The sequence below is a fragment of the Nonlabens xiamenensis genome, from assembly GCF_003865345.1.
Lineage (GTDB): Bacteria > Bacteroidota > Bacteroidia > Flavobacteriales > Flavobacteriaceae > Nonlabens > Nonlabens xiamenensis.
Genome location: NZ_RMVE01000003.1, coordinates 358,451 through 381,033, shown reverse-complemented (window position 1 = coordinate 381,033; position 22,583 = coordinate 358,451). Strand labels below are relative to the sequence as shown.

Here is a 22,583-nt window from a genome sequence, read left to right as displayed (position 1 = left end):
GGAATTATTTTATTTAAATATAGATATTATCCCAGACTTTGCATACCTACAAGTCCGTGGTAAAGCCCATTTTTCGCCATGAGTTCGATATGTGTTCCTTGTTCCACGATTCGTCCTTTTTTCATCACCACGATCATATCTGCGTTTTGAATGGTAGATAGGCGGTGAGCAATCACAATCGAGGTACGATTTTTCATTACTTTTTCTAACGCATCCTGAACCAAACGTTCACTTTCAGTATCAAGCGCACTTGTGGCCTCATCAAGGATCAGAATAGGGGCGTTTTTAAGTACCGCACGGGCAATCGAGAGCCGTTGCTTTTGACCGCCACTTAACTTATTTCCACTGTCGCCTATATTGGTGTGGATACCATCAGGTAAATCTTTGACAAACTCCCAGGCATTAGCAATTTTGAGCGCGTCGATAATACTTTCTTCTGAGGCATCTTTGTTACTTAAGGCAACATTTGTTGCGATCGTATCATTGAAAAGAATACTGTCTTGTGTAACGAGAGCCATTTGATCCCTCAAACTTTTCAGACTGACCTCCTTGATGGGCTGGCCATCAATGCTGATCGTACCATCTTCTACATCGTAGAAACGAGTGAGCAAATTGGCAATTGTACTTTTTCCAGAGCCGCTTTGTCCTACCAACGCGACACTGCTACCTTTGGGTATGTTAAGTGAAAAGTCCTTGAGTACAGGTTCATCCTTGTAGGCAAATGTCACCTTGTCCAATTGTATCGCTTTCGCGAAAGCGGTAACATCAATCGCCTCTGGTTGGTCTTCAATCTCATTGTCGGTTTTCAAGATTTCTAGAATTCGTTGCGCTGCAGCGTTTCCTTCCTTAACTTGATAGCTGGCCTTGGATAGTGCTTTGGCAGGGGTTAGAATTCCATAAGCTAACAACATAAAACCAATAAAAGTAGTACCATCAATCACGTTTTCAACAATTACCAAACGTCCACCGTACCACAAGAGAATCCCAATAACAAGAATACCGAGAAATTCGCTTACCGGGCTGGCCAGTCCTTTACGGTGGTTCAATTTGACGGCAAACCTGTACAACCGATTTGTGCTCTGTTGGAAACTGTTTTCCAATCGCTCTTCTGCATTGAAGCCCTTGATTACCTTAAGACCGCCCAGGGTTTCTTCCAATAAAGACATAAAATAACCTTGTTCTTGCTGCACCTGCCCGCTGCGTTTTTTTAACTTTTTTCCCAACCTAGAAATCAAAAATCCGGAGACAGGTAGAAATAAAAGCATAAAAACAGTGAGCTTTGGACTGATCACGATCATCAATCCTAAAGAAAAAATAATGTTCAAAGGTTCTTTGACAATCAGTTCGAGTATGGATAGAAAACTGTTTTGAATTTGAAGCACGTCTGCACTGGTGCGGGCGATGACATCACCTTTTCTTTTTTCTGAGAAGTAGGAGATGGGAAGGTGAACGATTTTTGCATATAAATCATTTCTGATGTCACGTAAGACCCCATTACGCAAATAAGCGATATAATACATTCCTAAATATCCAAAAAGGTTTTTAAGAAAGAATAGAGTTAATACTAAGGCAATTACGATAATCAAGGCTTGTTCTTTATGATCAACTTGAGTTGTAATGTACCAACCCATGTAGCTCTTGATATATGTCATCAAGTCCAGAATACCGGTCCACTCAGGAATGGTAGTTACTTGCATTGTTTTATCAAAAAGAACGTCCAACATGGGGATCAACGAGATAAAACTCAGCGCCCCAAATAATGCAAAAAAAACATTGCAAAGGATGTTCAGCGCTCCATATCTTCTGTATGGCCTCGCGTAATGGAGAATCTCCTTAAAATAGTTCATTTATTGAATGTCAAAGTCGGCTAGAATGCCTTTAATTTTTTGTTGAAGCTCTTCATACACCACATCGTACTGATCAGGAGAAGAAAGCGGCGCCTTGACCGAGATATAAAATTTAATTTTTGGTTCAGTACCGCTGGGCCTAGCGGCAATTTTTGAGCCATCGGCAAGATAAAAAATCAACACATTAGATTTTGGGATATCTAATCGTTCGGTCTTATCCAAATGTTTATTCTGTCGCAGGCTCGTAGCGTAGTCCTCAATAATAATCACATCTTGTCCTGCAATCTGAGCGGGTGGTTGTTCCCTGAGATCGACCATCATCTTGCTGATCTCGGCGGCGCCAGATATTCCTTTTTTGACCAACGAAACCAATTTCTCTTGATAAAAGCCATGCTTGACATAAAGCTTAACCAACTCCTCAAAAACTGTAGAATGTTGGGCTTTGGCATAGGCATACATCTCACAAGCCAATAAACTCGAGGTGATGGCATCTTTGTCACGTAAAAAATCACCAACCATATATCCAAAACTCTCTTCCCCGCCGCCTATAAAATCTTGTTGCGGACAATCCTTGATCATTTTAGCAATCCATTTGAATCCGGTCAGTACCTCTTTACATTCCACTTTATGCGATAGGGCCAGTTCATGCATCATAGGCGTGGAAACAATCGTGGAACCAATAAAGGGATCCTTCAATGACGTCAGATCGGTTTGCTGGAGCAGGAAATTGGTCATGGCAATCATGGTTTGGTTTCCATTCAGCAAGCTCATCTCTCCGTGTTGGTCGCGTACGGCTATTCCTAATCTGTCCGCATCTGGATCTGTACCGATGACCATATCGGCATTAATTTTATTGGCCAGTTGGACAGCAAGTGCCAATGCCTCTGGTTCTTCTGGGTTAGGCGAGGTGACCGTTGGGAAATCTCCATCAGGAAATGCCTGTTCCTTCACCACGTGCAAGTCAGTATAACCAGCGCGCTTCAAGGTTTCCGGTAAAAGCGTGATACTGGTTCCGTGCAGACTGGTAAAAACAATTTTTAATCTAGAGCGATCTACATCCCCAGCAATCCTGGCCGCTTTGATGCTGTCCTCGATAAAAGCGTGATCGTCTTCCTCGGTCAATAGTTGGATCAAACTATCGTCTCCTTCAAAATTGATATCCGTAAAATCCAGGCTATTAATTAAGTCAAGAATCTCCTTGTCTTGAGGAGGAACCAGTTGGCCTCCGTCTTGCCAGTACACTTTATATCCATTGTATTCTGGCGGATTGTGACTCGCTGTCAGTACGATTCCAGCATGACAAGATTTACGTCTCACCGTATAGGATAGTAGGGGAGTTGGTCTCAAATCTTCAAACAGGTAGACCAAAATACCGTTGGCACTAAATACCTCGGCAACTACCTGGGCTAGTTCTTTGGAGTTATGGCGACAATCGTAGGCGATGGCTACCTTGACCTGCTCGTTTGGAAATTGTTGTTTGAGATACTGTGAGAGTCCCTGGGTGTTCTTACCCAAGGTATATTTATTAATGCGGTTTGTACCTACACCCATGACTCCCCTCATACCTCCCGTACCAAATTCTAAGTCTTTATAAAAGGACTCGCGGAATTCTTCATTATCTGCGGTGATCAGGGCAAGGGTGCGGGTGATTGTTTCTTCATCAAAAGGTGCCTTGGTCCAGGTGCGGGCCGTGCTGAGTATAAGGTTCTTGTCCATGGTTTGTCTTACTGATTGATACAACAAAGATAAGGATACTTCTTGGCTCCCTTTTCTATGCTGGTGATTAGCTTTTCTGGGAAAGCTTAAAGTTGCTCTGCGATCTTGTAACGCTCGTTCCTAGCACCACTGCGCAAAATGAGTTCGCCCAAAAATCCAGCTACAAAAAACAGGGTTCCCAATATCATAGAGGTCAAGGCAATAAAGAACCAGGGATTGTCCGTAACTAAGCGATACGGCAAATCATTAGCCAGGTTATAGAGCTTGGCACCGCCTACATATGCCGCAATAACAAATCCCAAAACAAACATAATCACACCCAGGCTGCCGAATAAGTGCATCGGGCGTTTGGCATATTTGGAGATAAAGGCGATCGTGATCAGATCGAGAAAACCGTTGATAAATCTATCGTAACCGAACTTGGTAGTTCCGTATTTCCTGGCCTGATGTTGTACTTCCTTCTGGGTGATATTGGAGTATCCCGCATTTTTGGCCAATACTGGAATATATCGGTGCATTTCTCCATGTACATCTATATTCTTAACCACCGCTTTTTTATAAGCCTTGAGGCCACAATTAAAGTCATTGAGCTGCACGCCGCTGGTACGTCTTGCAGCCCAGTTGAACAATTTACTGGGTAAGTTTTTAGATAGCACCGAGTCATAACGCTTCTTTTTCCAACCGCTCACTAAATCATAGCCCTGATCCACGATCATGCTGTAGAGGGCGGGTATTTCTTCTGGAGAATCTTGTAAATCTGCATCCATGGTGATGACCACATCGCCTTGAGCAAGCTGGAAACCTGCGTGAAGTGCTTGAGATTTTCCATAATTGGCCTGGAATCTTATGCCTTTTACGGGTCGGGAGGGAGATTCATGTTGACGCTTTCGCGAAAGCGAACTAATCCAACTCCAGCTTGTATCGGTACTTCCATCATCAATATATATGACTTCATAATCCAGGGACACAGACTCGAGTACTCGATCAATCCAGGATTGGAGTTCCGGCAGTGATTTTGCTTCATTGAGCAGTGGGATGACAATCGAAAGCTGCGGATTATTCAAATTCGTAGGCTTTTTCATTTTTGATCACTAGGCTACTGATAAGTCCGCCGATGGTACAGATAATTAGATTGCTCACATATCCAATTATAATACTGGGGATACCGAAAGGTTCCATTCCCAAACTCATACTTTGACGCATTTGTTCTTTACTAAGTGTCGGTGTTTGCGCCTCTAGACCAAACCACCCTAACATGCGATTGGTCATTTCCATAGCCATCTCGATGGTGAGTTCCAAGATCGTAGTTTTTGCTCCAGGATCAATAACATTAAAGATTAAGATGGCAGCAACAGCATAGCCAGCATAACCTATGACTACGGTAATGATAAATACCACCAAAACTCGACTGAAACTAATGTAGCCGCCATCTAGTTTCTTCTGAGCTACCTGAGCCAGAATTCCGAATACGAAGACAGAAATAGCAAGAGGATAGGTGATCAGCGGATTCAAAAACAAGGCCAGATTCACTTGCCACATAACAAAATAGGCAATCATGTAGATCAAGAATCCAATAAGGCCGAATTTAACGGCTGGTTTAGTTAGAAATTGGGTCATGTTGGGTATTCTTTTATGGGTTATTGTTTAGCTAATAATCTGAAAATGAAGGGTTCAAAACTTTCATTGTTAGCCGTAAAGTTTAAACAGGTCAGCTAGTCAAATATAAGTAGTAAATCTGGCTTTATCGCTGCGGAATCTTACTCACAAATAGTCCAGTAATCAAGCCGACAACAGTGAATATCATAGTTTTAGTTGCAAAGCCAAGGGCGAATTCAGATAAGCTGAAAGTTGGTGCCTTAAATACCTGATCGCGCGCCAGACCTTTTTGTTGCTCGCCGACCCCTTTCCAGGCTTCCAATAAAATATCTTTTGCTTCTGGATTGATGTGATTGAGTAAAATATAATGCGTGATCGATTCGGTAAAAAATATCAGGACTATACAAATGAAGTAAGCCAAAACGGTTTGTTTAAAAGCAATCTTGCCCTGCATAATTTTTCTTCCCCAAATTTGCGCCGCTACCCCAAAAATAATCGGATATAGATATAAGGAGGTATTGAGACCGGCATTGAGGTAATCCTGAGCTTGCCACATATAGATGTATATGCCTGCAGTAAGGAATGCTCCAACTAAGCCTATATAAAAGGAATCACGTTTGATCTTTGCGTCCATCGGGTACGGTTTATTTGGATGTTGCTTGCAAATATAAATCCTCCATTCGAGCTTTAAAGCAGAACCGATGCGGATATTGCATGGACTCCCTTCAAGAATTAGGATGATAGGGGTAAAAGTTTTCCGCGGGGGATCAATCACGGGTTAACTTTGCTTAAGTTTGTAGTGGCCGGGTATCAACTGAAAGAAATGTTCGAGCTAAAGTAGAACCCATCGTTGATCAAAATGTCAATAAAAAACATTCATCATTTTAATTTAAGCTCATTGTTGTGGTTTAAAGAAAAATAGTTAAATTTGCAGCCGCAAAAGAATAAGATTTATATCATGCAAAAAGGAATACACCCAGAGAATTATAGATTAGTCGCTTTCAAAGACATGTCCAACGACGAAGTCTTTATCACTAAATCTACTGCAGATACCAATGAAACGATTGACGTTGAGGGAACTGAATATCCATTGATCAAATTGGAGATTTCGCGTCTATCTCATCCATTCTATACAGGTGAAAGCAAGTTGATTGATACTGCTGGACGTATTGACAAATTCAAGAACAAATACTCTAAGTTCAAGAAAAAATAATTCCTACGCATTTACATTATATGAAACGCCTCGTTACTCGAGGCGTTTTTTTGTGCTACACTGCCAAATTTGACCTGAACCTTGATGGGATACCTAAAAACTATTGCTATTTGTTAAGATAAGTGTAAACACTTGTTAAGACAAATCACTTGGAGCTAGCCTGGCGTAAAGTTTGTTTACTTATGTGCATGGAAAAGATACTAGTAGCAGGCGCCACTGGCGCTACCGGAAATAAAATTATACACTTACTTAAGGAATCCCAATATTTTGAGCCTGTCGCCATGGTACGTTCAGAACATCAAAAGGCCAAATTTAATGCCATGGGCGTAGGGACATTGCACAAAGATCTGACCAGATCCTTGGAAGGAACTACGGCGGGTATTGATAAATTGATATTTGCAGCGGGTTCTGGAGGAAAAAATCTAGAAGAGGTCGATAAAAACGGAGCGATTAAATTGATCGATAATGCCGCAAAACACAAGGTTAAAAAATTCGTGATGCTCAGTTCCATGGGAGCTGACCATCCTGAGCAGGTGAAGGAGCTTCAAGATTATTTGGAGGCCAAACAAGCGGCCGACCAGCACTTACGTGATTCTGGACTCAATTACACCATCGTAAGACCAGGAAGCCTGACCGAAGAACCTGGAACTAAACATGTGATGCTGGATGCCAAATTGCGTAAGCAGGGAGAGATATCTAGGGCAGATGTTGCACATACATTGGTCAGCGTGCTATTTGATAATACTGCTAATCAAGCTACCTTCGAAATTGTAAAAGGTGAAACTTTGATTGGCGAAGCACTAGAACAATTTGAGAGTGTGGAGGAGTACGAAAGAATCTAATTCGGCGATAAAAAGATTTCAAAAAAGATCAAAAGCCATTTGCAAGACTGCAAATGGCTTTTGATTTAAATCAAGATCAACTATTAATAGTATGTATATCGTCTTACTTTGGCTATATATTTGGCCAAACGAATAACTTGGTGGCTATACCCATATTCATTATCATACCAAACGTACAATACTACATTCTTACCATCTGGTCCTACGATCGTTGCATTGGAATCGTAAATGGAGGGTGCATTTGACCCTATAATATCACTAGAGACTAATTCGTTGTCAATCGAATATTTGATTTGCTCGACCAAATCACCTTCCAGTGCATATTTTTTAAGCGTGGAATTGAGGGCGTCTACTGTAGTGGTATTTTCCAGTTCTAAATTGAGTATGGCCAGGGATCCATTGGGTACTGGTACCCTAATTGCATTGGAAGTAAGTTTGCCTTCAAAAGAAGGTAGAGCTTTACTCACAGCCTTACCTGCACCGGTTTCGGTTATCACCATATTCAAAGCCGCTGCACGTCCTCTACGGTATTTACCGTGCATATTGTCTACGAGGTTCTGGTCATTGGTATAGGCATGTATCGTTTCTAAATGTCCTTTGACTACCCCATAACTATCTTCAATGGCTTTAAGCACTGGTGTGATCGCATTGGTCGTACAACTGGCAGCAGAGAAAATATCAATCACATCCGGATCATTTTCAAAGTGATTTACACCATGAACGATGTTAGGAATACCCTTACCTGGAGCAGTCAATAACACCTTGTGTGCCCCTTTAGCCTTTAAGTGTCTGCTCAAAGCTTCTTTGTCCCTAAATGCTCCGGTGTTATCAATAATCAAGGCATCTTTAATTCCATAAGCGGTATAGTCTATATCTTCTGGAGCATCGGCACTGATCATTTTGACCGTTGTGCCGTTGACTAATAGGGCTTCTTCGGCAAGATTGTAGCTCACCGTTCCAGAAAAGTCTCCGTGTACACTATCTTGAGCCAGGAGTGAAGCTCTTTTTTCCAACACTGATTCAGTGATGGCGCCACGAGTGACGACGGCACGTAATCTCAACTGGCTCCCTTTACCGGCTTTGGTCATTAGCTCTCTGGCCAATAGACGACCAATTCTACCAAACCCGTATAGGACCACATCTTTGGGAACGATTTCTTCCGCCATTTTAGCATCCCCTAATTTTTTCATTACAAAACTCATCGCGTCCTGAACATCATTGTCCTCCAGGTGGTATTCATAAGTCAACTTACCAATGTCCAGTTTTGCTGGCGGCATGTCCAAAGAGAGAATAGCCTGTGCGATCTCGACACTGTCAAAAACAGAAATAGGCTTTTGCACAAACTCACCTGCATATTCATGCAGATTGATAATCTCGCTCACGTTGCGATCGATCAACTGATTCCTGAAGAGAACAAGCTCAATGGACCTGTCGTACCATAAATCGCTTACCGCTTTAATAAACGCTACCGCTGCACGTCTCCTGTCGGTTTGGAAAGCGAGCTCTTTTTCATAAGTGTCAATGGACTTACTCATAAATATGATTTTGTAGTTTAAAATTTTTGCAAAAGTAAGAAGACTATAACGTTTTCGTTTGATTTTGTATCATTAATTTTTCTCTCCGTTCGAGCTGTAATAATTTCTACCTGACAATGTTCGAGGTACATATATTTCCCAAGCTAAAAAGCGTTCCTGTGCCAAAGGACAGCTATGATTTTTAAACGATCATGACAAGCCGTTTTTCATTCTTCAAATTTTGCCAATAGTTCGTCTTCACTGTCTGGAATATTATAAGCATCAGCCTTAGTTAAGTAACCATCTTGGTCGCTAACTCTCGTCAATGCTTTTCCTTTCTTAAATACTAATTGCAAACCATGTTCTTTCTCCCATTTACATTGACATGTCATATTAATGAATATATCAGGCTCATTGTAAGGTCGTCTTGCGATGAGGATTTGGCTTGGAGAAATGAATTTCCAAATTTCTGATTTATCAATCTCTTTCATTTCATCAGGGATATCCTCTTTACCTACCTTTGAGCAGAAGTCTCGAAAGTGGTCATATATCAGTCCACTAATCTGATGCCTATATTCATCTCCTAATTTGAGAAAGTTATCTAGTGCAGAGTCCGCTTCTTGAATAAATGATTCATCTTTTTCAGGTTCGAAATCCATGAATACCAAATTAAGTTCTTTACCAATCAATGGTATTCTTATTGGTTTGCTGTTCCAATAATCCTCAAAGCTTGCGTCTTGAGATACCTCTCCTAATATTTTCGAACGAACTATTTTAATTTTTTTATCCATGGCTCACAAATTATAACTTAAAACTGGATGTCTCCTTAACCAAATTTAGGAAGGATGTCAGTCATTTCAAGGTGATATGCAAGTGTTAATATATTTACTGTCAGTATTTTAAATCTTTAAGTTAGAATTGAATTGGTTTAAGCAGGAGAAATATCTTGAAGATACCTACCCAGCCCATACCAACACATAAAAAATCCCCATCAGTATAAATTACTAATGGGGATTTTCAGACATGATCTTGATTCAACTCATGGTGTATCGGAATCTTTCAATCTCTCCTAAAGAGTTCTTCATTTGAATCAATAAAGTAGCTCTCGGGTCTACTTCGCGTAAGACTTCCTGCACATCATCAATATTAGACACAGTACGGTCATTGATCTTGGTAATCACATAATCACTCATATCATACCTGGCCAATTCACCAGTAGTTCTTACTATTTTAACACCTTGTTTAATTTTATAAGTTCTACGATCCTCTTTGGTCAGGTTTCTTAAATCCATTTCAATGGAAGGAATACTAACGGTGTTGTTTTTGGTCAATTCGACATCCAGATCAAATGATCGTTGGTTGCGCAGGACTTCTAAATTCACAACATCACCCGGATTTTTACTCGTTACATAACCAGTTAGATCAGCAAATTTCTTGATTCTGATGTTGTCAATTTTAGTGATCACATCACCTTCTTTCAATCCAGCTTGGTCAGCACCACTGTCTTCTACAACGGTGGCTACCAAGATACCTTCACTTTCATTGATTCCCATTTCATCGGCCAGGCTACCATTCAAGTCGGTTCCAGAAATCCCTATCATACCTTTTTGTACAAACCCATATTCCATGATGTCATTGATGATCTTTCTGGCATTATTAGAGGGTACGGCAAAAGAGTAACCCACATAAGAACCAGTCCTTGAGGCGATGGCTGTATTGATTCCCACCAATTCTCCTCTCGTATTTACTAAAGCGCCCCCTGAGTTTCCAGGATTTACTGCTGCATCAGTTTGTAAAAAACTTTGCTGAATGGGATCTCTGGGGTCCAGATCACGGCCTTTTGCACTGACGATTCCAGCGGTTACGGTACTGGTTAGATTAAATGGATTTCCTACCGCCAGAACCCATTCGCCTATTTTTGTTTGGTCAGAATCACCAAAGATGATATAGGGAAGATCCTGATCAGTATCAATTTTTAACAATGCGATATCACTATTGGGTTCGGTACCGACCAATTCAGCTTTATAGGTACGGTTGTCATTTAAGGTAACCTCGAGTTCGCGTGCGTTTTCAATCACGTGATTATTGGTTACAATATAACCATCTTCTGTAATGATCACTCCGCTACCTGTACCAATGGCTTCTCTATATGGAACTCTTCCATTCATAAAGTCATTGATGGAGGGGCGCACCCTCGCTACAGTCTTGTTTTTTACGTGTACGACCGCATTGACTGTTAATTTTGCGGCTTCGGTAAAGTCCACCCCAGCGATATTGGTGTTACCTGTATAATTAACAGGCGTGACGGGTGTGGTAGGTAATGTTTCTTGGTTGGATGATAATTCCAATGTCTGGGTATCTTCCTCAATGATTAATTTATAGGATCCCAAAACAACTGCGCCGCCCAAAATGGCAACTCCTAATGATCTAAAAAATGATTTCATGTGCAATTTGTTTTATTTCTTCTATAACCTAAAGTTACAGATAGAATTGTGGTTTATAAATAGGTTTAACGCTGTTTAACGCTCCTTAACATGTCTGGTTTTTGCTGTATTTGCAGTACTTTTGCAAATCATGACAGCAATACCTTTTTATAAATATCAAGGAACGGGAAACGACTTTGTCATCATCGACAATCGTCAACATATATTTTCCAAAAAGGATGCCAAAATTATCGCCCAGTTATGTGACCGAAAATTTGGCATCGGCGCCGACGGTTTAATGTTGTTGGAAAATCATGCTGATCTTGATTTTACGATGGTATATTACAATGCAGATGGACAACCTAGTTCCATGTGCGGTAACGGAGGTCGATGTTTGGTGAGTTTTGCCCGCTATTTAGGTTTGGTTCAGGACAGGGCCAGATTTGAAGCCGTTGATGGTATTCACGAGGCCATACTGTATGATAATGGTCATGTAGGGTTACAGATGTCAAATGTTCCGGTAATTCAGGTGTTTGATGGACATATATTTACCGATACAGGTTCTCCTCACCACGTTCAATTGACGGACAATATCGAGCACACCGATGTGGTGGGTATTGGCCGTAAATTAAGACGCGAAAGATATGGTGCTGCTGGGGCCAATATCAATTTTGTCGAACCTCAAGGAGGTAATGTATTTAAGGTACGCACCTACGAACGCGGTGTTGAAGATGAAACCCTGAGCTGTGGTACAGGTGTCACCGCCGTTGCCCTGGCCATGCATCGTACTCAGCATACACAATCTCATGAAGTAATACTACACACCCCAGGTGGCGAACTAGCAGTAAAATTCCAGCCATCGCCTGAAGGCTATCAGGATATTTGGCTTACCGGACCTGCCGTTCAAGTGTTTAAAGGCAGCATCGACCTATGAAGTTGCAAAACGACATATGTCTGCTTAGGGCAGTAGATCCAGAAGATCTAGAGTTTATTTACGAACTTGAAAATAACCCAGCGCTTTGGGAGTTTGGCCATACATTGACACCTTATTCAAAGTTTACCATTCGGGAATACCTGCAAAATGCTCATCGGGACATTTATGAGGTCAAACAACTTCGACTTGCCATTTGTAACACTGATCAGGAAATCAAAGGGGTCATTGATCTCTATGATTTTGATCCATATCATAAAAGAGCTGGGGTAGGTATTGTTATTTCTCAAGCTTCGGATCGCGCTCAAGGCCTTGCCAGCAGTGCAATGAGACTGATGATAGACTACGCTTTCGAACACCTGAGACTGCACCAGTTGTATGCAGGGATCAGTGAAGACAATCTGCCCAGTCGTAAATTGTTTGAAAAGTTTCGCTTTCGCGAAAGCGGAATTAAAAAAGACTGGATCGCCACTCAAAAATCTTATAAAAACGAACTTATCTACCAATTGATCAATGAATAAGAATTACCAAAAAGTATTGCTAGGTGTTCTGCTACTGGGACTTGTGGTTATGGGCATTTTTGTCTACAACATTTACCAAGTGTTGTTTGCACCGAATACTAATTTTGAGCAGGAATATTACGAGGTATTCATCCCTTCTGATGCCGATTATAACACAGCTTTTTTGATTATTGCAGAAGCGGTGGTAGATAGGGACGACTTGCATACAACTGCAGTTAAAAAAGAATACCATAAAAATATTAAGGGTGGGCATTACCTCATTCCCAAAGGTGCCAGTAACAATGATATCATCAATAGGGTGCGCAGTCAAAATACACCCATTACCTTAAGGTTTAACAATCAAGAGCGGGTGGAGGACTTGGCCGGTCGGATCGCTCAACAAATTGAGCCTGACAGTCTGAGTTTACTACAAGTAATGACCGACCCAGTATTCTTGTCTGAGCAAGGTTTGGACCGCGATACGGCTTTAAGCCTATATTTACCTAATTCCTATGAGGTGTATTGGAACATCAGCCCAGAAGGATTCAGAAAAAAAATGCTGAATTATTACAACAATTTCTGGACCGATTCCCGTAAAGCCAAAGCTGAGGCGTTGGGTATGACTCCCTCGCAAGTGTACACATTGGCCTCTATCGTACAAAAAGAAACTGCCAAGGTGGATGAGCGACCTAGAGTGGCCGGCGTTTACCTGAACCGTTTAGAAAGAGGTATCAAATTGGACGCAGATCCTACTGTCATTTATGCCAAGAAAAAATCGGAAAATGATTTTGATCAACAAATCAAACAAGTTCTGTATAAACACCTGGAGTTAGACCATCCTTACAATACTTATAAGTATGCAGGACTACCGCCTGGCCCAATCGTAACCCCTGATTTGAGTGCCATCAACGCCGTGCTGAATGCAGAGTCACACAATTACCTCTATTTCGTGGCCGATGTAGAGAATTTTGGCTATCACAAATTTGCCAAAACCCTTGCCCAGCACAATCAGAATGCCGCCGCTTATAGGCGATGGATTGCAAGAAATAATAAGTAATTCATCTTCTTTAAGGGATGATGAAAGCGGAAAGCTCAAATACTACCAATCACCGCTTTTTTCCAAGAATTACATCTCATTTTAAAATTTTACACGGCAATTTAATTAACATATGCGAAAAATATACCTGGCTAGTAGGCAAGTTAAATCAATTTTTCTTCGCATTTGTGACTCTTTTTGCACATCACATAGCTGAATTACATTTTTTTCTTCGGTAAATGGGTAGTTACTCATTTTGGGTGGTATTTGAACGAATTAATTTCACTTAATGTCTTTATTAACAGTAATTTGCTTTCCAACTGGAATTTGATCGTAAATTTGCGGCGCGTTAATGAAAGAGTGACAGTAGCTTTCGAAAACCAAGTTTATGAGATCACACTTAGTGAGTTTTCTAGCCTACCCTGCTGTTTTTGTGTTGAGCCTTTCGGCACTTAAATGGAAAACCAATACCAACCATTCCATTGTCCCATCTCGTCATGATGTGGCCATTGAGACTAATACTATTTCTTTACCAATGGGACCCTTCCTAGAGGAGAAACCATTGGATTTCAGAGATTATTCCTTGGCTACTTCAAGTCGTGACAGCTTTATATCGTTTAAGGAAGCCTTGGCTTATAAAGAGTCTAGAGGCCAATGGTGGCAAGTGAACACTTTGGGCTATTTGGGTAAATATCAGTTCGGTCCTGTAACCCTTCAGCATTTTGGAGTTAATGATACAACTGCTTTCTTGCGCAGCCTCAGATTACAGGAGCGTATTTTTATCAAGAATCTGAAATATAACCACAAAGTATTGCAACCTTACATTGAAAAATATGAGGGTTCTAACGTGGGAGGTATTCACATTACGGAAAGCGGACTCCTAGCCGCTGCACACCTATCTGGACCAGGAGGCGTGAAGCGCTTTTTAAATTCCAATGGGAGCAAGGCCAGTAGAGATGCCTACGGAAGTAGTATTAAAACTTATATGAAAAGATTTGGCGGGTACGATTTAAGTGAGGTCATCGATTAAACGCTTATCCGCAAGTCTGATACAACAATGCCTTTCCAAAAATAAACTTTGTCATCTCAAACTGAACTTGTCGAAGTTTATGATCTCTTGACTTTCAAAAGATCTTCGACAGGCTAAGATTGACAACAGTTGTGTTGATGAGCTCTTTGGAAGACCTCTTTTTATTTATGCAGCCATATGTTTACTCGTTGATGGTGTGTAGAATGATGTTTAAATAGCATCAATCCCTGGCACCAAAAATAGCACTGCCTATGCGCAACATAGTGCTCCCTTCTTCCAGGGCAATCTCATAATCTCCCGTCATTCCCATGGAGAGTTCTGTGAAGTCATGACGTCGATCTAAAAGCCCACGGTCCTTAACACGGTCAAACATGGCTTTTAACGATTTAAATTCTTTTCTTACCTGCTCTTCATCATCGGTAAAGGTGGCCATCCCCATCAGGCCTTTGATCTGTACGTGCTGATATTCCTTAAATAACTCATCTTCCATCAGCTGGATCAATTCTTGTTCGTCAAAACCGTATTTAGAACTTTCTTCCGCGATATGCACTTGTAATAGACAATCAATTACACGGTCATTTTTGGCAGCTTGCTTATTGATTTCCTTCAGTAGCCGAGGAGAATCTACGCTGTGAATCAGATGAACATAGGGTGCCATATACTTCACCTTATTGCGTTGGGTGTGACCTATCATATGCCATCTGATATCTTTTGGCAAAGATTCAGACTTGGTGGTCATTTCCTGGATTTTGTTTTCCCCAAAATCACGGTGCCCCGTCTCATAAGCTTCCATTAAATCTTCTTCAGGTTTGGTCTTACTGACCGCCACAAGCGTGACTTCTTGAGTAGCATGATGGTCATTACTTCCTCGGATAATATCCTGAAACTTGGATAAGCGATCTTTTATCTTACTCATAGCTTAAAATTCGTAAATAATTAGCCCGCTTGGTAATTTGGGGCGAATAAACGTACTCTTTGGTGGCATTCTCAAATCTTCATCGGCGATGGACTTCATCTGTTCTACTGTAGCCGGATATAGTCCAAAGCCAACAGCAAACTGACCTTGATCAACGCGTTCCTTCATATGGACAAGGTCGTGTTTTCCATAACTATACTGTATGCGTGCATCCGTGCGCAGATCTTCTATTCCTAATACGGGTCGCAACACCAGATCATATAACATCTGACTATCTAGATCATCCAAAGGAGTTTTGATTTGATGAAGATTTTTACGCAAGTAAAGACTATAGAACTCACCGTCCAGATACATACTAAAATGATGCTTTTTGGAGGGCTTATATAGTTCTATGCCTCGGTTTTGAATTCTGAAATACTCATCCAACCGAATCAGAAATTCCTGTTTGTCCATTCCGTTCAAATCTTTGACCTGTCGATTGAACTCATAGATATTGAGTTGACTTTCAGCAATCAATAAACTCATGAAGTACTGGTAACTTTCAGCATCACCTTGCATTTCTTGAGCCAAGAGGTGCGAACTCGCACTGCGGTGATGCCCATCTGCAATGTAAAGTTCTGGTAAGGATCCAAAGGCCTCTACCAAAGCCTTTTTCTGGACGGAATCAACGACTTTCCAGATTTTATGCGAATTGAAATCTGTGGTAGAAAAGAATTCATCTGGGGCGTGATGTTTGACCTCCTCTATGATTTGATTTACTACTTCTTGATCGGAATAGGTAAGTAACACAGGCTCTGCATTGAACCCAGCCACTTTCAGGTAGTCTTTAAATAATACTTCCTTGAATTGCAGCGTGTCTTCGTGTTTTTTAATTCGATTTTCAGCATAGTCTTGAGTGCTCGTTCCAGCGATAATTCCAGTATAACTGTGGTGAGGGTCGCTGTTTTCATAAACATAGAAGGAGGGTTCGCTATCCTTAACCAGATAGCCTTCTTCTTTGAATTCTTGATATCGGTTGCGCACGAGGTTGAACCGTTCTACACCTGAAATCTCTTGGTTGAATTTATAGCCAGGATTTAGAATATGAAGAAAACTATATGGGTTGTATTTGAGTGTTGCCTTTAATTCCTTTTTATCATAATCCTGATAAGTGCGTGAGATCACATGGGCAGCCTTATCTGTGGCTGCTCTAACAGCACGGAATGGAATGATTGTAGGCATTGATATGTTTTTTTACTTAAAACTTTCGCTGACTACTTCTGCCTTTCGACTTTCGGAATAGTCATAAAAACCTTCACCAGACTTGACTCCCTTTTTTCCAGCCATCACCATATTTACCAATAGAGGACACGGAGCGTATTTAGGGTTTTTGAAGCCATCGTGCATTACATTTAAAATACTCAGACATACATCTAACCCAATAAAATCAGCCAGTTGCAATGGCCCCATGGGATGAGCCATTCCCAATTTCATCACGGTATCTATTTCTTGAACACCAGCCACGCCATTATACAAGGTTTCAATGGCTTCGTTGATCATGGGCATTAAAATCCTGTTGGCTACAAAACCCGGATAATCATTTACTTCGGTGGGGGTTTTGCCCAACTTTTGAGAAAGTTCCATAATCGTCCTCGTGACTTCATCACTGGTAGAATAACCTCTGATAATTTCTACCAGCTTCATGATGGGAACAGGATTCATAAAATGCATCCCGATCACTTGTTCTGGTCTGGTAGTTACAGCTGCGATTTGGGTTATAGAGATCGAACTTGTATTGGTGGCCAAAATGCAATGGGACGGAGCAGCCTGGTCTATATCTTTAAATATTTTGAGTTTGAGCTCCAGATTCTCTGTCGCTGCCTCTACGATCAGATCGGCTTCCTTTAAGCCATCAGTCAATTGCGTGTAAGAAGTAATATTACCTAAAGTTTCCTCCCGGTCTAGAGCAGTGATTTTTTCTTTGGCGATCATTCGGTCCAGGTTTTTAGCGATGGTGGCCAAACCTCGATCCAGTGCTTCCTGCGATATGTCGACAAGATTCACTTTAAAACCTGATTGCGCAAAAGTATGGGCTATTCCATTTCCCATAGTTCCAGCTCCGATTACGGTAATATTTTTCATTGTTCTGAGTATTCTTAGGTATTATTGATTAAAAAATGCTTTTGGAGGTTGGAAACTTAATGCTGAAATGGATCAAAGCCAGTCCAGTTGATAATTACAAAGCCTTGAACTCTTGAATTACCTGTAAAGCAACATCCAGTGCTGCCTTTCCATCTTCCAGATCGACAATAGGCCTGGTGTCGTTTTCAATGGCATCTGCAAAAGTCTCTAATTCATCCAAAATAGCATTATTGTCAGAGACTTCAGGGTTGTCAAAATAGATTTGTTTTTTAACGCCTTCAGCATTCTGTAAGATCATGTCAAAATCTCCAGGTGTTTCTGGTGCATCCTGCATACGTACGACTTCTACTTTTTTGGATAGAAAATCTACAGAGATATACGCATCCCGTTGAAAGAATCTAGCTTTGCGCATTTTCTTTAAACTGATTCTACTGGCCGTAAGATTGGCTACGCATCCGTTTTCAAATTCGATGCGCGCATTGGCAATATCCGGAGTTTCTGAAATGACTGATACACCGCTAGCACTCACTCTTTTTACTGGACTCTTTACCACACTCAAAATCGCATCAATATCGTGTATCATCAAATCCAGTACGACACTGACATCAGTTCCCCGAGGATTAAATTCTGCCAAGCGATGGGTCTCTATGAACATCGGGTTATCAATCCTATCTGCTACGGCCCTGAACGCCGGATTAAATCGCTCAACTTGTCCCACTTGTCCTTTGAGGTTCCGCTTTCGCGAAAGCGATATCAATTCCTCTGCTTCTTCTACACTCACCGTGATCGGCTTTTCTACGAAAAGATGTTTTCCTGCCTCTAAAACCTTGATACCACTAGCGTGATGATAGGAAGTGGGAGTTACCACATCGATCATATCACAAGCGGCAATCAGTTCATCTACATCCTCATAATAGGTGTAACCAAACTCGGCCTCAATCTTTTTGGCGTATTCTGGGTGAGCATCATAGAATCCAACCAGTTCGTACCTGTCGCTTTGTTGTAAAAGTTTAAGGTGGATTTTTCCCAGGTGGCCCGCACCCAACACGCCTGCTTTTAGCATTATTTCTGTTTTTTGTAAAAATAGCAAATACCAACCTGATTAAAAAGGCCACAATACGATTCTTCCTACCTATTAAATTGTTGAAAAAACGATAGGTATTGGGCACAGGAATCTACTGGTAAGCCATTATTTTTGAAACATCAAAGACAATTATATACATAAAGGAAAACGCCGTCAGTTGGTGGATTTAATGCGGGAAAAAGGCATCACCGATGCGACTGTTCTTGAGGCCATGAATCAGGTTCCCCGTCATTTATTTTTGGACAGCTCGTTTCTGGAACACGCCTACCAGAATAAGGCCTTCCCCATTGGTGCTGACCAAACAATATCACACCCTTATACGGTAGCTTTTCAAAGTCAATTGCTCGAGCTGCAGGCTGGGCAAAAAGTGTTGGAGATTGGAACTGGTAGTGGTTATCAGTGTGCTGTTCTTCTTGAGATGAAGGCTCAAGTCTATACCATCGAACGCCAAAATGAGCTGTACAAAAAAACAAGCCTGTTGTTTAGAAAACTCAATTATCGTCCCAGAAAATTTGTATTCGGTGATGGTTACAAAGGCCTACCTGGAGACGCCCCATTTGATGCTATCATCGTTACCTGTGGAGCTCCAGAGATTCCGCAGACTTTGTTAAGCCAACTCAAAATAGGAGGTAGGCTAGTGATTCCAGTAGGGGAGAATGCACAGGTCATGACATTGATTATTCGTGAGTCGGCTACTGAATTTACCAAAAGAACATTTGGCGAATTCAGATTCGTGCCCTTTCTGGGAGGAAAAAACTAATAACAAAGACTCTTCTAATCATTGACTGTAAAAGCCACTGAACGGCAAATATTTTCAGTTAAGTGCAGTCAGTTAACCATTGACAGGGACCAATGGGTCCTCATCCAATTTGCTTCGGTCTTCCAGTGATTTGGCAATAATATAAAAAGTGAGATAAGATGAAGCAGCACCAATGATTGCCACCAGGTAAGTGGCTATTCCATTTTCTCCAAACAAGATCGCTCCCCAAATAAAACCACATATTTCTAGAACTATCCAGGAAATGACAAAGCCTATTTGATACCATTTCTTATTGTGGCCTTTGGCTTCGACCATACGACCAATTTTTTTAGACAGGAAAATAATCAGAAATATTTCTAACATAAGGTTGGCTTAAATGATAAGTGCCAAATCTATAAAATTCTACATATTCAATAAAAAAGCATGGAAAGGTTTTTTGGATACCTACTATAGCTTCATCTTTTGAAATACAGAGAGGATCAGGCTTTAGAAGCCAAGGTTGGCACCAAAAATAAAGGCGCCATAATTCCGACCACTGGTAATGCTATGCACATAATCTACCCTAAAAGGTCTAAATTTTCCCCATCCTATATTATTGATACCAGCACTAGCTTCAAAGTAAGGTTTACGTTCTGTAAACAAAGCTTTACCACTGAGTACCATGTCCAGATTCAGCCGATTGATACCTGGTACTTTACCTAGGATAAATCCTTTAAAATCATGCTGTAGATGAACTTGTGCATAGTCTTCATTAGTGGAGTAATCATAATAACTCAACAAGCCAAAGCTGTATGGATTAAGAGCAGAAAGTTTGTACCGCAACTGATTACCATTAAAGTGCCGATAATCCACAAAAGATATATCCTCTGCATTGAAAAAAGTGCCGGCATTGGCCCAATAGCTGCTTCTACCCAGATTACCCATATCAAATCCCTGGGTTAAACTCATGCGTAAATGTTGGAAATTATAATTACTGTTGTCGGAAGCAAATCCCCCTTCATAATTCAAGTAAACCGTAGGGTACTTTTCGTTGGTAATATTGTATTTACGATCGGGATAACTCTGGTACTTCTGGCCAAAACGCAATCGAACATCTAAACCTGCTTTAAGGATCTGATGGTCATCAATAAAGGCTATCCTGCCGTTGTCCAGTTCAAGCGGATTATTACTAGTGTAATCTACATCACTTTGGGTAAACCATACCTGATCGGTGGTATTGATCAATGGCTGTCTGCGCTCATAAGCTACTGAAGCATTTACAAACAAACCATTGAATAATTCCTCTCCGTAGCCGATCCGTCCAAAATCCACTTCATAGAACTTGGCAAAATTGCGTTCAAACATTAAACTTGAGATCATGTTTTCCAGCCCAGTAATCGGGTTTGAATTGTTGATTTGCCGGGTTTCTGTACCGCCGCTTAACGTGAGATAGCGATAATTAATGCGATTGAATCTATAGGTAATTCTTCCTGTATATCGCAAGCGGTCATCCGAGAATCCGTAAGTAAAGTCGGATCCTATATATAAAGACGAGTTATAATCTTCATCGAATCCCTTGTAATAACTCACCCCTGTACCCATCATAAACCCCTGTACAGTATTAAATCCTTTAAAAGCATCTAATCCTGCAAAGCCGTTATAGGTATAGCGCTCGTTTTTCTTGCTGTTTCGGTAGGTATAACCATTCAACAGATCCATCACCTGAAACTTATTGCGCGCCCTATCCACGCTGTCCTTGTATTTGGGATCGTTGCGCACAGTAGATATACTATCTTTTTTAATGTACTCCTTAGTTTCTTCAACGGTTAAAGGGACCGGTCTTTTGGTATTCCAAAAAGTACTGTCTTTTTTGTTGGCATCACGCTCAAAACTCAGTACCTCCGGACCGAAGGAGGACTTCTCAAATTGTGGATCAAAATTGTAGTCTGTATAATTGGCGATAAACCTTCCATTTCCTTTAAATCCGAATAAGCCAAAAGAGAAATCTATACTTTGGGAGCGTTTCACCCAGTCTCCGCTTGATGGCTCATAAGTAAAGTCTTGATTAAAGGTAATGGAGTCGATGGCAGGAACATTGATGTTTTCTCCAAGCGTGGTCAACTCCAAACCATAAATGGTCCATTGGTCCTCAACGATATAGATGATTCCATCAAAAGTGTTGTCTTTAGGTCTACGTGAAGTAACTTGTATCTTATTGATCAGGAAATTATTATCATCATAAAAAGTCCCTAACAATTTATATCTGTAGTACCCAAATGCATAGTCTGCAATAGGGGAGACAATACGATTGTTTAAATCTATATTGTTGTTGTAAAAATCAAAGTTGGCTGATTCTGCACTATTGGCACTGAAACCATTGTCATCACCACTGATCTTGCTGGCGACGATATGCTCCTTAAAATTATCTGGAGCTTGATAGGCAATCTTTGAAAAGGTCTCTGACAGATAAATGACACCGCTACGGGTGACAGAGTCTAACGATCCCTCCAGGTCGCCAATTTCCTGACCTAAAAATTTTTCTGGTACATCCTCCATACGCCAGATCCCTCGTGAATAAAAATTGGCCGTATAACTGGAAAACTTTCTCCGATTTTCTTCCCTGTGAGCAATGGCCTCTCGTATCACTCTTTCAGCAGGGTTTTCATCGCTTTGGAGTACTATTTCCTCTAGTGAGGCGACTTCTTCTTTTAATTGAACATCCAGTACTTGCCCTTGTTCGATAAAATCTACGCTGATGGTTTGTGGTTCGTAGCCCAGCGATTGATAAACGATCTCGTATTGCCCTTTCCCGTTGAGCTGTAGAGCATAGCTTCCATCGGTATTGGTAGTGGTTCCTTGATAAGTACCTTTGATGTATATAGAGGCAAAGGCAATGGGTTCATTATTGGTATCGGTCAGGGTTCCGGTAAGTTGCGCTTTCGCAAAAGCGGACACCAAAAGAGAAATAATGAACAGAACGAAAGAGGTAGAGATAAATTTCATTGGCTGGTAATTGGTTTGGTTGTACAAAGAAAACAAGACTTTTTAAGAATCAGTGTGAATGACTCCTAACTA

Annotated in this window: 21 protein-coding genes; 7 read left to right on the top strand and 14 right to left on the bottom strand. The window is 41.0% G+C overall.

All coding sequences use genetic code 11. The annotated features are described in order from the left end of the window. Positions 1-26: 26 nt before the first annotated feature. From EGM47_RS10155 to EGM47_RS10135, 5 genes are all read right to left on the bottom strand, one after another. Complete coding sequence (locus EGM47_RS10155) at positions 27-1,847, bottom strand: ABC transporter ATP-binding protein (protein WP_124980700.1); 1,821 nt, start codon at positions 1,845-1,847, stop codon at positions 27-29. Further along, the gene (locus tag EGM47_RS10150; protein ID WP_124980699.1) at positions 1,848-3,563 is read right to left on the bottom strand and encodes a phospho-sugar mutase; all 1,716 of its coding nucleotides are present in this window, start codon (positions 3,561-3,563) and stop codon (positions 1,848-1,850) included. A gap of 86 nt (positions 3,564-3,649) precedes the next feature. Then, positions 3,650-4,645: a glycosyltransferase family 2 protein gene (locus EGM47_RS10145; protein ID WP_124980698.1), complete on the bottom strand. Its 996-nt coding sequence runs from the start codon at positions 4,643-4,645 to the stop codon at positions 3,650-3,652. Next, a complete protein-coding gene (locus tag EGM47_RS10140) occupies positions 4,620-5,180 on the bottom strand; it encodes a DUF4199 domain-containing protein (RefSeq protein ID WP_124980697.1) in 561 nt (186 codons plus the stop codon). Before EGM47_RS10140 ends, EGM47_RS10145 begins: the two co-directional genes overlap by 26 nt. Before the next feature lie 124 nt (positions 5,181-5,304). Then, positions 5,305-5,793, bottom strand: a complete 489-nt coding sequence (locus tag EGM47_RS10135) for a DUF4199 family protein (RefSeq protein WP_124980696.1) — start codon at positions 5,791-5,793, stop codon at positions 5,305-5,307. Positions 5,794-6,117: 324 nt separating this feature from the next. On the opposite strand from EGM47_RS10135, the gene EGM47_RS10130 reads away from it, so the two are divergent. Continuing rightward, positions 6,118-6,372, top strand: a complete 255-nt coding sequence (locus EGM47_RS10130; protein ID WP_124980695.1) for a type B 50S ribosomal protein L31 — start codon at positions 6,118-6,120, stop codon at positions 6,370-6,372. A gap of 188 nt (positions 6,373-6,560) precedes the next feature. Beyond that, positions 6,561-7,214 carry an SDR family oxidoreductase gene (locus EGM47_RS10125; RefSeq protein ID WP_124980694.1) on the top strand — a complete coding sequence of 218 codons (654 nt, stop codon included), beginning with the start codon at positions 6,561-6,563 and terminating at the stop codon, positions 7,212-7,214. Between the two features lie 83 nt (positions 7,215-7,297). Here the strand turns inward: EGM47_RS10125 and EGM47_RS10120 are convergent, their stop codons facing one another. The 3 genes from EGM47_RS10120 to EGM47_RS10110 all read right to left on the bottom strand — a co-directional run bounded on the left by EGM47_RS10120 (position 7,298) and on the right by EGM47_RS10110 (position 11,172). Next, a complete protein-coding gene (locus EGM47_RS10120; RefSeq protein WP_124980693.1) occupies positions 7,298-8,749 on the bottom strand; it encodes a glyceraldehyde-3-phosphate dehydrogenase in 1,452 nt (483 codons plus the stop codon). A gap of 206 nt (positions 8,750-8,955) precedes the next feature. After that, positions 8,956-9,519, bottom strand: a complete 564-nt coding sequence (locus tag EGM47_RS10115; RefSeq protein ID WP_124980692.1) for a DUF6985 domain-containing protein — start codon at positions 9,517-9,519, stop codon at positions 8,956-8,958. Between the two features lie 243 nt (positions 9,520-9,762). Next, entirely contained in the window at positions 9,763-11,172 is a 1,410-nt protein-coding gene (locus tag EGM47_RS10110; protein WP_124980691.1) for a trypsin-like peptidase domain-containing protein, read from the bottom strand. 130 nt (positions 11,173-11,302) lie between these two features. Between EGM47_RS10110 and dapF the strand changes: the two genes are divergently transcribed. The 4 genes from dapF (at position 11,303) to EGM47_RS10090 (ending at position 14,648) form a co-directional block, all read left to right on the top strand. Then, positions 11,303-12,085: a diaminopimelate epimerase gene (dapF, locus tag EGM47_RS10105; protein WP_124980690.1), complete on the top strand. Its 783-nt coding sequence runs from the start codon at positions 11,303-11,305 to the stop codon at positions 12,083-12,085. Then, positions 12,082-12,603: a GNAT family N-acetyltransferase gene (locus EGM47_RS10100; protein WP_124980689.1), complete on the top strand. Its 522-nt coding sequence runs from the start codon at positions 12,082-12,084 to the stop codon at positions 12,601-12,603. Before dapF ends, EGM47_RS10100 begins: the two co-directional genes overlap by 4 nt. Further along, a complete protein-coding gene (mltG, locus tag EGM47_RS10095; RefSeq protein WP_124980688.1) occupies positions 12,596-13,639 on the top strand; it encodes an endolytic transglycosylase MltG in 1,044 nt (347 codons plus the stop codon). Before EGM47_RS10100 ends, mltG begins: the two co-directional genes overlap by 8 nt. A gap of 367 nt (positions 13,640-14,006) precedes the next feature. Continuing rightward, positions 14,007-14,648 (top strand): lysozyme family protein, encoded by a 642-nt coding sequence (locus EGM47_RS10090; RefSeq protein ID WP_124980687.1) that lies wholly within the window; start codon positions 14,007-14,009, stop codon positions 14,646-14,648. A gap of 220 nt (positions 14,649-14,868) precedes the next feature. On the opposite strand, the gene EGM47_RS10085 is transcribed toward EGM47_RS10090, so the two are convergent. From EGM47_RS10085 to EGM47_RS10070, 4 genes are all read right to left on the bottom strand, one after another. Beyond that, positions 14,869-15,564, bottom strand: a complete 696-nt coding sequence (locus EGM47_RS10085) for a YggS family pyridoxal phosphate-dependent enzyme (RefSeq protein ID WP_124980686.1) — start codon at positions 15,562-15,564, stop codon at positions 14,869-14,871. 3 nt (positions 15,565-15,567) lie between these two features. Then, on the bottom strand, positions 15,568-16,785 hold the full coding sequence (locus EGM47_RS10080; protein ID WP_124980685.1) for a DUF1015 domain-containing protein: 1,218 nt from the start codon (positions 16,783-16,785) through the stop codon (positions 15,568-15,570). A 12-nt stretch (positions 16,786-16,797) separates the two neighbouring features. Continuing rightward, positions 16,798-17,685 (bottom strand): 3-hydroxyacyl-CoA dehydrogenase family protein, encoded by an 888-nt coding sequence (locus EGM47_RS10075; protein WP_124980684.1) that lies wholly within the window; start codon positions 17,683-17,685, stop codon positions 16,798-16,800. A 94-nt stretch (positions 17,686-17,779) separates the two neighbouring features. After that, on the bottom strand, positions 17,780-18,748 hold the full coding sequence (locus EGM47_RS10070) for a Gfo/Idh/MocA family protein (RefSeq protein WP_124980683.1): 969 nt from the start codon (positions 18,746-18,748) through the stop codon (positions 17,780-17,782). Positions 18,749-18,887: 139 nt separating this feature from the next. Between EGM47_RS10070 and EGM47_RS10065 the strand changes: the two genes are divergently transcribed. Next, entirely contained in the window at positions 18,888-19,529 is a 642-nt protein-coding gene (locus tag EGM47_RS10065) for a protein-L-isoaspartate(D-aspartate) O-methyltransferase (protein ID WP_124980682.1), read from the top strand. A gap of 72 nt (positions 19,530-19,601) precedes the next feature. Here EGM47_RS10065 and EGM47_RS10060 read toward each other — a convergent pair whose 3' ends face one another. Continuing rightward, on the bottom strand, positions 19,602-19,892 hold the full coding sequence (locus EGM47_RS10060) for a hypothetical protein (protein ID WP_124980681.1): 291 nt from the start codon (positions 19,890-19,892) through the stop codon (positions 19,602-19,604). A gap of 123 nt (positions 19,893-20,015) precedes the next feature. Then, positions 20,016-22,511 carry a DUF5686 and carboxypeptidase regulatory-like domain-containing protein gene (locus tag EGM47_RS10055; RefSeq protein ID WP_124980680.1) on the bottom strand — a complete coding sequence of 832 codons (2,496 nt, stop codon included), beginning with the start codon at positions 22,509-22,511 and terminating at the stop codon, positions 20,016-20,018. Positions 22,512-22,583: the final 72 nt, after the last annotated feature.

Coding starts and splice junctions, on each gene's coding strand:
- EGM47_RS10155 (WP_124980700.1), bottom strand. CDS start 1,847: ATGAACTATTTTAAGGAGATTCTCCATTACGCGAGGCCATACAGAAGA.
- EGM47_RS10150 (WP_124980699.1), bottom strand. CDS start 3,563: ATGGACAAGAACCTTATACTCAGCACGGCCCGCACCTGGACCAAGGCA.
- EGM47_RS10145 (WP_124980698.1), bottom strand. CDS start 4,645: ATGAAAAAGCCTACGAATTTGAATAATCCGCAGCTTTCGATTGTCATC.
- EGM47_RS10140 (WP_124980697.1), bottom strand. CDS start 5,180: ATGACCCAATTTCTAACTAAACCAGCCGTTAAATTCGGCCTTATTGGA.
- EGM47_RS10135 (WP_124980696.1), bottom strand. CDS start 5,793: ATGGACGCAAAGATCAAACGTGATTCCTTTTATATAGGCTTAGTTGGA.
- EGM47_RS10130 (WP_124980695.1), top strand. CDS start 6,118: ATGCAAAAAGGAATACACCCAGAGAATTATAGATTAGTCGCTTTCAAA.
- EGM47_RS10125 (WP_124980694.1), top strand. CDS start 6,561: ATGGAAAAGATACTAGTAGCAGGCGCCACTGGCGCTACCGGAAATAAA.
- EGM47_RS10120 (WP_124980693.1), bottom strand. CDS start 8,749: ATGAGTAAGTCCATTGACACTTATGAAAAAGAGCTCGCTTTCCAAACC.
- EGM47_RS10115 (WP_124980692.1), bottom strand. CDS start 9,519: ATGGATAAAAAAATTAAAATAGTTCGTTCGAAAATATTAGGAGAGGTA.
- EGM47_RS10110 (WP_124980691.1), bottom strand. CDS start 11,172: ATGAAATCATTTTTTAGATCATTAGGAGTTGCCATTTTGGGCGGCGCA.
- dapF (WP_124980690.1), top strand. CDS start 11,303: ATGACAGCAATACCTTTTTATAAATATCAAGGAACGGGAAACGACTTT.
- EGM47_RS10100 (WP_124980689.1), top strand. CDS start 12,082: ATGAAGTTGCAAAACGACATATGTCTGCTTAGGGCAGTAGATCCAGAA.
- mltG (WP_124980688.1), top strand. CDS start 12,596: ATGAATAAGAATTACCAAAAAGTATTGCTAGGTGTTCTGCTACTGGGA.
- EGM47_RS10090 (WP_124980687.1), top strand. CDS start 14,007: ATGAGATCACACTTAGTGAGTTTTCTAGCCTACCCTGCTGTTTTTGTG.
- EGM47_RS10085 (WP_124980686.1), bottom strand. CDS start 15,564: ATGAGTAAGATAAAAGATCGCTTATCCAAGTTTCAGGATATTATCCGA.
- EGM47_RS10080 (WP_124980685.1), bottom strand. CDS start 16,785: ATGCCTACAATCATTCCATTCCGTGCTGTTAGAGCAGCCACAGATAAG.
- EGM47_RS10075 (WP_124980684.1), bottom strand. CDS start 17,685: ATGAAAAATATTACCGTAATCGGAGCTGGAACTATGGGAAATGGAATA.
- EGM47_RS10070 (WP_124980683.1), bottom strand. CDS start 18,748: ATGCTAAAAGCAGGCGTGTTGGGTGCGGGCCACCTGGGAAAAATCCAC.
- EGM47_RS10060 (WP_124980681.1), bottom strand. CDS start 19,892: ATGTTAGAAATATTTCTGATTATTTTCCTGTCTAAAAAAATTGGTCGT.
- EGM47_RS10055 (WP_124980680.1), bottom strand. CDS start 22,511: ATGAAATTTATCTCTACCTCTTTCGTTCTGTTCATTATTTCTCTTTTG.